12 protein-coding genes are annotated in these 11,745 nt (G+C 59.9%); 7 read left to right on the top strand and 5 right to left on the bottom strand.

Annotation, left to right across the window (positions count from 1 at the left end; translation table 11 throughout):
* The first annotated feature begins 2 nt into the window (after positions 1-2).
* The 3 genes from EXQ56_08210 (at position 3) to EXQ56_08200 (ending at position 3,674) form a co-directional block, all read left to right on the top strand.
* Entirely contained in the window at positions 3-1,328 is a 1,326-nt protein-coding gene (locus tag EXQ56_08210; GenBank protein MSO20435.1) for an ABC transporter permease, read from the top strand.
* A gap of 252 nt (positions 1,329-1,580) precedes the next feature.
* Positions 1,581-2,774 carry an ATP-binding cassette domain-containing protein gene (locus EXQ56_08205; protein MSO20434.1) on the top strand — a complete coding sequence of 398 codons (1,194 nt, stop codon included), beginning with the start codon at positions 1,581-1,583 and terminating at the stop codon, positions 2,772-2,774.
* Positions 2,775-2,861: 87 nt separating this feature from the next.
* Positions 2,862-3,674, top strand: coding sequence for a phosphoesterase (locus EXQ56_08200; protein ID MSO20433.1), 813 nt, complete (start codon positions 2,862-2,864; stop codon positions 3,672-3,674).
* Positions 3,675-3,812: 138 nt separating this feature from the next.
* Here EXQ56_08200 and EXQ56_08195 read toward each other — a convergent pair whose 3' ends face one another.
* Complete coding sequence (locus EXQ56_08195; GenBank protein ID MSO20432.1) at positions 3,813-4,265, bottom strand: VOC family protein; 453 nt, start codon at positions 4,263-4,265, stop codon at positions 3,813-3,815.
* Between the two features lie 113 nt (positions 4,266-4,378).
* Between EXQ56_08195 and EXQ56_08190 the strand changes: the two genes are divergently transcribed.
* Positions 4,379-4,780: a hypothetical protein gene (locus EXQ56_08190; GenBank protein ID MSO20431.1), complete on the top strand. Its 402-nt coding sequence runs from the start codon at positions 4,379-4,381 to the stop codon at positions 4,778-4,780.
* Positions 4,781-4,924: 144 nt separating this feature from the next.
* Here the strand turns inward: EXQ56_08190 and EXQ56_08185 are convergent, their stop codons facing one another.
* Positions 4,925-5,914, bottom strand: a complete 990-nt coding sequence (locus tag EXQ56_08185) for an SMP-30/gluconolactonase/LRE family protein (GenBank protein ID MSO20430.1) — start codon at positions 5,912-5,914, stop codon at positions 4,925-4,927.
* 52 nt (positions 5,915-5,966) lie between these two features.
* On the opposite strand from EXQ56_08185, the gene EXQ56_08180 reads away from it, so the two are divergent.
* Both EXQ56_08180 and EXQ56_08175 read left to right on the top strand, forming a co-directional pair.
* Entirely contained in the window at positions 5,967-6,296 is a 330-nt protein-coding gene (locus EXQ56_08180) for a BrnT family toxin (protein MSO20429.1), read from the top strand.
* A 172-nt stretch (positions 6,297-6,468) separates the two neighbouring features.
* Complete coding sequence (locus EXQ56_08175; protein MSO20428.1) at positions 6,469-7,020, top strand: NADH-quinone oxidoreductase subunit B; 552 nt, start codon at positions 6,469-6,471, stop codon at positions 7,018-7,020.
* Between the two features lie 109 nt (positions 7,021-7,129).
* On the opposite strand, the gene EXQ56_08170 is transcribed toward EXQ56_08175, so the two are convergent.
* Positions 7,130-8,323, bottom strand: a complete 1,194-nt coding sequence (locus EXQ56_08170) for an aminomethyl transferase family protein (GenBank protein ID MSO20427.1) — start codon at positions 8,321-8,323, stop codon at positions 7,130-7,132.
* A 79-nt stretch (positions 8,324-8,402) separates the two neighbouring features.
* On the bottom strand, positions 8,403-9,410 hold the full coding sequence (locus EXQ56_08165; protein ID MSO20426.1) for a class I SAM-dependent methyltransferase: 1,008 nt from the start codon (positions 9,408-9,410) through the stop codon (positions 8,403-8,405).
* Between the two features lie 336 nt (positions 9,411-9,746).
* On the opposite strand from EXQ56_08165, the gene EXQ56_08160 reads away from it, so the two are divergent.
* Positions 9,747-11,279: a M20/M25/M40 family metallo-hydrolase gene (locus EXQ56_08160; GenBank protein ID MSO20425.1), complete on the top strand. Its 1,533-nt coding sequence runs from the start codon at positions 9,747-9,749 to the stop codon at positions 11,277-11,279.
* Between the two features lie 262 nt (positions 11,280-11,541).
* On the opposite strand, the gene EXQ56_08155 is transcribed toward EXQ56_08160, so the two are convergent.
* The coding region (locus EXQ56_08155; GenBank protein ID MSO20424.1) for a transposase at positions 11,542-11,745 on the bottom strand (204 nt) is incomplete at its 5' end.

The raw sequence follows: 11,745 nt of genomic DNA, 5'->3' as shown, positions 1-11,745 counted from the left end.
TAATGACGAGCAGAGCACAATTCGGCCGGTCGTCGAACGCTGCACCCACGCTGGCCTCACAGATGATGATGCCGCGCCTGCTGCTGCGGGCCATCGCGCACAGGCCCGGCAAGCTGATAGCCGTACTGTCCGCGCTGGTGGTGAGCGCCACGCTCTCCAGCGCGTTTTTGAGTCTCTATTTCGACCTGCCCTCCAAAATGACTGCCGAGTTCCGAACGCTCGGCCCCAATCTGCTGATCGCTCCGTCTGCGAAGTCTTCGGACACCGAATCCGCGGACGCACCCCACGCCATGCTGCCACAAGCAACGCTCGCCCAAGCTCGCACACTGACTCCGTCCGCGGCGATGCTGCCGTGGCTCTACGCGGTCGGCACCGTGAACCAAAAGAGTCTGGTACTGGCGGGAACGGAGATGGAGCGCATTGCTCAACTACATCCGAGTTGGGATTTGCAATTAGCTCCCGCTCCATTTAAGCCTTCAGGCAAGCCAACCGACGAGCCAGCGGTATGGATGGGTGAGCGCGCCGCGGAACAGCTTGCCCCGAAGGGTTGGAACGCTGCATCGAACAGCGAACAGATGGTGAAGATTGCATACGCTGGCCGTGAGCTGGAGCTGCCCCTGCGTGGCATCGTCGCCACGGGCGGCAGCGAGGACAAGCAGATATTCCTGCCGCTGGACACCCTACAGAAACTAACCGGGCACCGCGGTCAGCTCAGCGTCATTGAAGTAGCCGCGCCCGGCGAGACGGCTCAGGTGGAGGCGGCGCGCGCGTCTCTGCTTGCCGGACTGGCCACCTCCACTTCCTCGACGCCTGGCACTGCTGGCCTTGGCACTGGCGGCCTTGGCGCTGGCGACATTGGCTTTGGCGACATTGAAGTCCGCGCACTGCGGCCCGTCATCGAAGCGCAGGCCCGCGTTGTGATGAAGATTCGCGGCCTGATGCTCGGCTTGACCACCATGGTCCTCGCGCTGGTCCTGTTAAGCGTGATGACAACGGTCAGCGGGCTGGTGCTAGATCGCTCGAAGGAGATTGGCGTGATGAAAGCGCTGGGCGGCAGCGACGGCCGCATCCTGCAGCTGCTGATCGCGGAGACTTCCCTGCTGGCCCTGGGCGCATCAATTGCCGGATATGCCGTGGGCTTTGGCCTGGCGAGGATGGCGGCGAACCGCATCTTCAATATTGCCTCTGGTGAAGCGGCGCTGGCTTTGCGCGGAGATGTCTTCGCGGCGGTGGTAGGCATCACGGTGGCCGTGGCGTTGCTCGCCTGCGCTCTGCCCGCGCAGCAGATGAAGCGTATTGACCCAGCCGTGATTCTGCGCGGCGAGTAGGGCCATGGGGAGAATGTATTCTCCTTCGCTCGCCCTCCCGCTCCCCCCGCTACGCTGTCATCCTGAGCGCAGCGAAGGACCTGCTTTACCTTGGCAGCCGGGTGATTCAGAGAAAAGCAGGTTCTTCGCTGGCTCAGAATGACACCATCGGGACGACACGGGCCGAAACGGGCCGACACGGAGAGAAACGACGCAATACTGTCGGGACACGATACTAAGTTAGACTCAAGGCTTAGGACTGCAGGAAACCAGATGAAGAAGAATCAGGTGGAACATCAAGTAGATGTGGGTGCGCCGTTGATTGAGATTGCCGGACTGCGCAAGCAGTACGGCAAATCCCTGACTCCAGTTATCGCGCTGGATCACGTGGATCTCACCGTGGCGGGCGGCGAGTGGGTGGCCATCATGGGGCCGTCGGGTTCCGGCAAGAGTACGCTGCTGAACATTCTGGGTGGCCTTGATCAGCAGTCGGCCGGCTTGGTGCGCATAGCGGGCACGGAGCTGGCCAGCCTCTCCAAGCAGCAATTGGCGGCTTTTCGCGCTGCACACGTCGGCTTCATCTTCCAGCAATTTCATCTGATCCCTTACCTGACCGCTGTAGAGAACGTGATGCTAGCGCAGTACTTTCATTCCATCTCCGACGAACGCGAGGCGCGGGAGATGCTGGAGCGCGTTGGCCTGGACGCTCGCGCCACGCACCTGCCCGGTCAACTTTCCGGCGGCGAGCAGCAGCGCGTGGCCATCGCCCGCGCGCTGATCAATCAGCCGAGCTTGCTGCTCGCCGATGAACCAACAGGAAATCTCGACGCTGAGAATGAGGCCATCGTGATGCGCCTGCTGCGCGAGCTACACGGCGAAGGGCACACCATAATCATGGTGACCCACGATCCCATCATCGCCCGCTCGGCCAATCGCCGCATCGACCTGGCCCACGGGCGCATTGAGCAAATATGGGATCACAGCCCGACCGGCAGTCGTTTCAGCATCGAGCAGGAGAGGGACTTTGACGAAGTGCTGGAGCAGCTATGGGTGTTGGAGGAAACCGATACGCCGGCCACTCTGGAGAAGATTCATTCCTCATGCGGCGCCAATCCAAGATCGCTGCCGATGATGCGGGAGATTGGCCTGTTGCAGCCTATTGGCCAGTCTCAGCCCATCGGCCATTTGCAGTCAGCAGGCGCGCTGCCAGAGGGTGGACTCGTAGTCATGTCGGAACCAGGACGCGCGCGGGCCGCCAACATCATCCGCCGACACCGTCTTGCCGAGCGCCTGTTCTCCGACACCTTTCAGATGCACGACGAACAGCAACTCGAAGCAAACGCCTGCACCTTTGAGCACATCCTGTCGCCGGAAGTTACCGAGCGCATTTGCATCTTTCTGAATCACCCGGACCGCTGCCCCCACGGCAGCCCCATCCCCACGGGCGAGTGCTGCCCGACGCGCTAGTGATTCGAGTGGGTTATGAATATGGATGAAAGCAATCGCGCTCTCGATATCCCCAGCCCCGGCCGGCGCCGCCTTTTGCAAGGAGTCATGGCCGCCGCCGCGGGTGGAATGGCACTGGGCGGGTATGCCGCCTTCGTCGAGCCGCATTGGCTGGAGATTGTTTCCAGACCCCTGCCAATCCGCAATCTTCCCCGCTCTCTTGAATCCAAAACACTCGTTCAATTAAGCGACCTGCACGTCGGGCCACTAGTATCGGACGCATACATTCTGGAGACGTTCGAACGAGTGAATCGCTTGCAGCCGGAGATCGTAGTCTATACGGGAGACTTCACCTCGTTCCAAAGCGACTTATTCGAGAAAGCCGAACAAATATATGCGCAGGCTCCGCGAGGGAGTCTGGCGACGCTGGGAATTTTGGGCAACCATGATTATGGTTGGAATTGGGCGTATCTGGATATCGCCGAACGGCTCGCCGCAATTTTTGGATCCTGCGGCATCCAAATTCTGCGCAACGAAGTGCGCGATGTGGAAGGACTTCAGATCGTGGGCATGGATGACCTGTGGGCCAACCAATTCAACCCGGGACACGCATTGGCAAAACTTCGACACGATACGGCGGCGATTGCCTTGAGCCACAATCCCGATACCGTCGATATGCATGGGTGGGGAAATTATCAGGGCTGGATACTCTCCGGCCACACCCACGGCGGACAATGCAAACCGCCCTTCCTGCCGCCACCCATTCTTCCCGTGGTCAATCGCCGCTATACGGCCGGAGAGTTCGATCTGGCAGGGAATCGGCGGCTCTACATTAATCGCGGCGTCGGACATCTGGCGCAAGTGCGCTTCGGCGTGCGCCCGGAAGTAACCAAATTCACTTTGACTCCAGCCGACACTTAGTTCGCAGGTCCATCACTGCTAGGTTTCTGCCGTGCAGCCAGAGAGCGCGCAGCGAAAAGGCTGGACGCGATTCGAATTAAGACAACGCGCTCCTGCGAAGCGACCAACGGGAGCGCTGCGCACGCCACACCGCAGGTGTTATTTCGGCCCTTCGACTTCGATGGCGTAGCCGTCCGGGTCTTGAAAGCTGAAGGCCCACTCGTCGCGCGCGGGCGCGGGAGGCTTGGGGATGTTCACGCCGTTCTTCTTCATCATGTCGTAAGTCGCTTGCACGGATTTCGCGGCCAGGCCGATGGTAATCCCGCCGGTGGGAATGGCGCCGGTCCCGCTCCACTTGCCGAACCACAGGCCAGGAAATTCCACCACCGCGCCGCCGCGCTCATTGGTGACTTTTAGTCCGAGCTTGTCACGATAGAACGCCTTGGTTTTTTCTACATCCATCACGCGAATGTGAATGTGCCGTGCTTCGAGCGTCGCCGCGGCGCCTGCCTGCGCCTGCGCGCGCACGCCAGCCGCGCCCAGCATCAACGTGAGCGCAAGCATCGTGGCGGCGTATTTTTGCAAACTCATAGATTGTTCCTCCATTGGCATCCAAAAACGACTGCTCGCTGAAGATACTCAACGAATTCCATGCTGTCAATACCTTAAGATTCCGCTATAATCAGGCGCAGTCTGCAAGCGTTTACTGTCGCGGGAGGAAACGGATGAACAAAAAAGTCTTGATTTCGCTGGTTGCCATGTTCGTACTCGGCATGGGACTGGATTTCGTGGTGCATGGCGCACTCTTAGCGGACGGATATTCGCAATTGCCGCTGCTCTATCGCACGCTGGAAGACCAGCAGACACACTTCCTGCACATGTTCCTGGCGCACGTATTCATCGCAGTGGGCATGGTGTGGGTCTATCTGGAGGGGCGCAAGGACGCGCCGTGGCTGGCGCAGGGCGTCCGCTTCGGACTGGCTATGATCGTGCTGCTGGTGTTTCCCACTTACATGATTTACTACGCCGTACAGCCGCTGCCCGCCGCGCTGGTCGCCCAGCAGATCGGCTATGACTCGATAACGAAACTCATCGCATCGCTAGCCCTGGCGTGGATTAATCGCTGAAGTCTAATCGCTGAAGATTTGTCGGCGTCTAGCAATCAGAGCCCCGACCGCCAGGGAGGGGGCACGTTCAACGGGCTGCGATATCCGGCAAGCGTGCCCTCTCCCTGGCGGTCGGGGCTCTGATACACCAACTATAAAAATGGGCTAGCGCATCGCGCCGCCGGTCTTGACGCGGATGCTCATCACCGACGAGCGTCCGGTCATGAACAGCGTCTTGCCGTCGGCGCCGCCGAAGCTTAAATTTGACACACGGTCGGGCGTCGTGATCGTCCCCAGATGCTTGCCCTGCGGCGAGATGATCCACACGCCGCTGGGTCCGCTGTCGTAGAGATTCCCCTTTTCATCGGTGCGCATACCGTCGTTCGAGCCAGGCTCGGTGCGCGCGCTCATATCAATAAACAGGCGCTGATTGGCCACGCTGTCGTCGGCTGCGACGTCGTAGCGATAGACCTTGCGCGGGCGAATATCATTCACGTAGAGCACCTTGCCATTGGGCGAGAGCGTGATGCCGTTGGGGCTGGTGAGCCCGCTGACCACTGCCGTAAGCTTGCCGTCCTTGATGCGGTAAACGGTGGGGGGCATCTGGCCGGTCTCGTCGCGCGAATTGTCGGTGAAGAAGATGGTCCCATTGGCCGCAATGGTTACGTCGTTGGGATTATTGAGCTGCTTGCCGTTGTACGTCTCGGCAAGGATGGTGGCTTTGCCGTCCTTCTCGATGCGCACCACGGCGTGCCGCGCCGAGCTGCAAAACACAATGCGCCCCTGCGGATCAACCGCCAGCCCGCTCGAGGGGGACCGCTCTGGGTCGAGCGCGCCGAGCATTTTCTTCAGATCATGCGCCTGCACCAGCCCCGCGCCAGGCGACCAGCGCGTCAACTGCGTGCGCCGCGAATCGGTGAAGACAAAGTAGCCGCCATCGGGCGAGGACGCCTGTTTGATCCACACCGGCCCTTCCGTGGCGGGACTGTCGCCCTCCGCAAAATCCTTGGAGACAATCTCCAGCCTGGCGTCCGCCGCAATCAGCGCGTCCAGCACCGGATCAAGCTTGACGATTGTTTGCCCCGCGGGAGGAGCTACGCCAACAACGGATGCCCCCGCCCAAATGATAGCCGCAAGTAGAATGATGTTCACGATATCCTCCTGTACTCTCTAACCGCTGGCAAGCAAGATACCGCACGTTACTGCCATGCGCAAGCCCCGCACAGCTCGACGTTTCGGCGCCTCCTCCTCGGGCAACACCCAATGTTTGATTCAAGCATTCCCTGAGGTAAACTTATGCTGTGATCTTCGAGTGGGATGCGGCGAAGCCAGAACCAATCAGCGCAAGCACGCCGTCTCCTTCGAGGAAGCTGCTTCCGTGTACCTCGACCCGACAGCAGAGACTACCCAGACCCGGAACACTCGGTTTTTGAATAGGACAAATCATAGCATCAAACTTGGACACGTCCTCGTAACCGAAGTGGGCACGCAGATGGCCCAGCTCTTTACGCCCGGACGAAGTTCGGAATTCAAATAATTTGTCCTTAATCGATGGCGGACCGAACGTCTTCTAGTATCGGTAGCCACTAGTGATCCCGGAAATCTATCTGCGGGCCATTCTTGAGTGTTTTTCAGTTTGTGAATGGGTAGGTGCATTCGATATACAATTAGCCAGATGCATCGAAAAATGAAATTAGGCGGAACTAATTATGCAGCAGGAAAATTATCCATCGCCGTTGCCGGCGGGGCAATCCTCTCTCGATGTTGGGACGGGCGGGCACTCCACCGAGGGCATCATCACCACGCAGCTTGACCATGCGCTGAACTGGGCGCGCAAGTCGTCGCTGTGGCCCATGTCGTTTGGGCTGGCCTGCTGCGCCATTGAGATGATGTCGATGGGCGGCTCGCGCTTTGACATTGCGCGCTTCGGCGCGGAGGTTTTCCGGCCCTCGCCACGGCAGTCTGATTTGATGATCATCGCGGGGCGCGTCTCGCAGAAGATGGCGCCGGTGATCAAGCTGCTCTATCAGCAGATGGCCGAGCCCAAGTGGGTGATCTCGATGGGCGCGTGCGCGACCTCGGGCGGCGTGTTCAACAACTACGCAATTGTGCAGGGCGTCAATCAGGTGATCCCCATTGACGTGTATGTCCCCGGCTGTCCGCCGCGACCCGAGCAGCTCATCTACGCAATATTGATGCTGCAAAAGAAGATTGAGCGCGAAAGCGGCAGCTTCAAGCGAACGATTAATATTGGGGGTTAGGGATTAGGTTTTGGGAATTAGTCGAACTACACGCTATGCCTAGTCGATAGTTTCCAATCTCATCCCGCTCCTCCCCCAATCCCTAACCCCTAATCCCAAACCCCTGCTTTCAGTACCGTGCAGTGGGGAAGAAGAATGGCAGCGCGGAGGTTTCCGCGGCCAAGCCAGCAACCTCCACCGTCTTGCCGGCTTCAGCTTGGTCGCCGGCCTGGCCCCCAACCTTCCCAATATCCAGCATGGCCAGCGCGATCGTGCGGCGCAGGCCGAAGGAGTAAGTGAAGCTGGTCGCCGTTCCGGCGTGGACGCGGCCGGCGTCGCCCAGAATGTGGACTTCTGAACCCGCCGCTACTTCCTGCGGGCCGTCGAAGAGCAGGCCCATCAACTGGCGATGCACATTGCCGCGCGAGCGCACGCGCTCCACGATCTCCTGCCCGATGTAGCAACCCTTGGTAGAACTGACGGCGCGCAGTTGGCTGGTCTCCTGCACGAGCGTCTTCTCGACAATCTCGGCGCCGCAGCGCGGCAGGCCCGCCTCCACACGGCAAATCTCCACCGCGTCCATGCCCACCGGAATCGCGCCCAGCGGCAGGCCCACGGCCACGGCCTTCTCCCAGATGGCGGCGAGGCGCTCCGGCGCAGCCCACAGCCAGAAGCCCGTCTCACTGGTGATGCGCGCGCGCGCAATTCGCAGAGATTCCCCCAACGACGCCGGCCCGGTGGCGCCATCCTCGGGAACGTCCCCCGGCACGATCAACGATTCGAGCGGCTGTAAGTTGGGCGGTTCAAATCCTATGGCCTGGCGCAATAGTTCGCGCGACGTGGGACCCTCGATCGCCAGGCACGCGAGCGCAGAGCGCACGTCGCTGACCTCCACCTGATCGGCAATGATGTGTTTCTCCAGACTCTCGCGCACCATGCCCACGCGCTGTGGATCGCAGTCGATCAGAAACTTCTGCTCGGCGAAGCGGAACACGCGTGCGTCGGAAAGAATGTGCCCATGCACATTCAGAAAGAACGCATGATTGCCCTGCCCCACGGCGAGGTTCTTCACTTCGTTGGAAGTCATGCCATGAAGAAACCGCGCCGCGTCCGGGCCGCTGACCAGGAGCCGCCCGCGATGCGACAGGTCCATCAGCCCGGAGGACTCCTTCAGCGCCCAGTACTCCGACTCAGCGGAGCCGAAGGTGGCGGCGGATTCCACGCCGCCGTCTGCGGTCGCGGCGACAACAAATTTTGCGCCGGCTCGTTCAAGCTGCGAGCGCAGCGGACTGCGGAACAGTGCCGGAAATTTTTCGGATGGCATTGAATAGTCCTGGCGATGGATGAGATTCGGACGACCGTAACGATCATTTTATCGGTTGCGCAATGAGAATGTAAACGGCTCATACGGCGCGCATCCACAGGCTGGCGCCGGCGTTCAGGAGGCACAACGGCATGCGCGTCTCGAACAAGTCCCGGCGGCATTTAAAAATCCAGTCGGATAAATACAGCACGCGGAAGCGCGGGTTGGCGTGCAGGAAGGCGCGCAGCAGATAGGCTTCGTTCCACGAGCGGTTCTGGTCCACGATCCACCGCCGCGGGTACTCGAACGGATAAAAGATATCGTGAACGTGAACGAATACGCCGGGACGCAGCGCGGGCAGGATGCGGAACATGTAGTCGACCACATCACTGCCGGTCTTGGCCACGTGCGAAGAGTCGATGAAGAGAATGTCGCCGGACTCGAGCGCGGTGAATCGCTCGATGGGAACATCCTGCAATGGCGATGACACGATACGCTGGCGGTCCTCTGGAAAATCGGCGATGAGCTGGTGAAAGGTCTCCGGGTGGGGATCGATGAAGGTCATCTCCGCGGCCCCGCCGAGATACTGTTCGTTGATGTCCAGCGCCGCGCAGGAGGAGTGCCCCGCCCCAACCTCAATATAGCGCCGCGGTCGCGTGGTGGTCATGAAGGCCAGCAAGGCCAGCGCGTCGGCCAGGGGAAACGCCGGGTTGGCGTAGTAGAGGTAGCGCCTGCCCGCGGTGGAATCTTTGGGAAACGGCTGGTCTTTGCCGCGCGGCGCGTCATAGTGCTCGGCGATGCGCTCAAACCAGCCCAACACTTCCCGCTCATCAATACCCAATTGATCGAGCGTCATGGAGGACTGCGCCTCCAACTCCATCGCCTGGATGACGGCCGGATCTTCCGGGTCGAGGTAGGGCGAGTAGAAATGTCCCGGCCGAAACCCTTTCTCCATACTCAACCCCGCAAGCTCTTTGCGGTGTTGCTTAATGGCGTCCGCCAGCGTGGCGTTGGTTTCCTCCAGCAGACTCTCTAGCCGTAGCCGTTCCGTCCGTCTGCGGCGAACCGCCGGTATGGTGAGGAGAATGTTTTTCAAAAGTGGATTCATGTCATAGCCCGGATGAGGGACGAATATGAAGCAAAGGGGATTCTACCATTAAGCGGAACTGGGGAAAGGATCGGGGGCACAATTACTGTTTCGTAAGTCCTGCAGGTACACTATAATCGCTCAGGATTATTCAACATTCACGGAGGTCCCGTGTCAAACATAAATATCCATTGCCTGTCGCGCCAGCGCTGGTCAGGAAGTCCACGCAACCCTGTTTTCCATCTTGCGCTCCTGCTCACACTACTGACGCCGGCCGCGTGTCTCGATGCCGCCGACAGCAGTGACCTTCAGGTGGTGCATCGCATCCGCGAGGAGGCGCTCACTCGCTCGCAGGTGATGGATCATCTATTCTATCTGACCGACGTGCATGGTCCGCGGCTGACCAACTCCCCCGGCTTCCACAAAGCGGCGGATTGGGTGGTGAAACGTTCGAAGGAAATGGGACTGGCGAACGCCGCGCTGGAACCTTGGGGAAAATTCGGGCGCGGCTGGTCGTCGAGCCGCGTCTCAGCACATTTGATCGAGCCGGGTTATGCGCCGCTGATCGCCGTGCCGCTCTCGTGGACGCCTGGCACCAATGGCGTGCTCACCGGGACGCCCATCATCGCCACACTGGAACCCAGCCAGGATGTGGACGAATACCAAGCCGCGATCGATAAATTCATGGCCAAGTACAAGGGCAAATTGCGCGATCAAATGTTGCTGTACCGTCCATTGAAAAAACTGGAGCCTCAAGACAAGGCCGCATCGACTCGTTACTCGGCGGACCAGTTGCGCGAGCGCGCCGAGGCTCCCGAGCCGGTCGAGCCAATCGACATTAATATGGACGATCCCCATCCGCCCTCCGATCCCGAGGAGCGCCGCCGATTCAATGCCTACGCGCCGGCATGGGTCTTCGAGCAAACGCGCGTGAAGCGCGAAGTCATGTACAGGAAGCTCTACACGTTTCTGAAAAATGAGGGCGTGCGGCTGCTGATCTATCCGGCCAGCGCGGGTGATGGTGGAACAATATTTCCTCCCACGGCCGGCTCGGCCTACCAGAGCGGCTTCCCGCTCCCGCCGCCGTCGATCGCGTTGACGCCGGAGCACTACAACCGCCTCATGCGCCTCGTCGAGAAAAAGCAGCCAGTGAAGATCGAGGTCGAAGTCCAGGCGCAGTTTTACGAGAACCCGGTGGAAGCGGCGAACGTGGTCGCCGAACTGCCCGGCGGCGCCAAGCGCGATGAAGTGGTCATCATCGGCGGGCATCTCGATTCATGGGACTTCGGCACCGGTGCCACCGACAACGCCGCCGGCTGCGCGGTGATGATGGAGGCGATGCGCATCCTGAAGACGTTGGACCTCAAGATGGACCGCACCGTCCGGTTAGTTCTTTGGAGCGGCGAGGAACAAGGTTTGTTTGGCTCTGAGGGCTACGTGAAGAATCACTATGCCGATACGGAGACGATGAAGCTGCTTCCCGAGCATGGCAAGGTCTCCGCCTACTACAATCTCGACAACGGCACGGGGAAGATACGCGGCGTCTATCTGCAGGGCAACGACATGGTGCGGCCCACTTTTGATGCGTGGCTGTCGCCGTTCCGCGATCTGGGCGCGACCACGCTCTCGATTCGCAACACGGGCGGCACCGATCACCTGTCATTCGACGCAGTGGGCATACCCGGTTTCCAGTTTATTCAGGATCAGGTCGAGTACAACTCGCGCACGCATCACTCCAACATGGACGTCTACGACCGCATCGTGCCCGCCGACCTGATGCAGGCCGCGGCGATTATCGCGTCATTCGTCTATCACACGGCCAACCGGCCCGAACCGCTGCCGCGCAAGCCTCTACCCAAACCCGGACCGCGTACCGTGCCGGTTCGCTAATTAAAGTCACGAAGTAGCGCTGGTCTCAGCCTACTAATTCGAGCGCATTGATTCCATGAACAAATAAATATAGACATCCAGCAAAACATGAAGCACGACCGTATCCGGATCCGAGTGGATCGCGAACAACACGGATATCTTCACGATTAACTAGGCCATTAAAGGGTTAAAGTGAACCATTTGAGACCTCCTCTTGGACATGCGGACGGCTTGACGGAGGCCTGGCCCGCCCGAGATTTTGTACCAATCCTTGTGAGAGAGTTTACATCACAACCTGAGGCCGAGAAACCGGGTTTTTGACAGGGCTATAGGCCCCCGGCGCCGGGGGCCTATAGCCGAGCGCCGAGTGCGGCCTGCTGGTGTTGTACTGCTGCCGCCACTGTTCGATCACCACCTGAGCCTCCTTCAATGAATAGAAGATCTCTCCATTCAGACATTCATCTCTCAGCTCTGCACCGTGATCCCG

It is taken from the genome of Acidobacteriota bacterium, assembly GCA_009691245.1.
GTDB lineage: Bacteria > Acidobacteriota > Terriglobia > 2-12-FULL-54-10 > 2-12-FULL-54-10 > SHUM01.
Note: the sequence above shows the minus strand (reverse complement) of the source record. Positions and strands in the feature narration are given on the sequence as shown.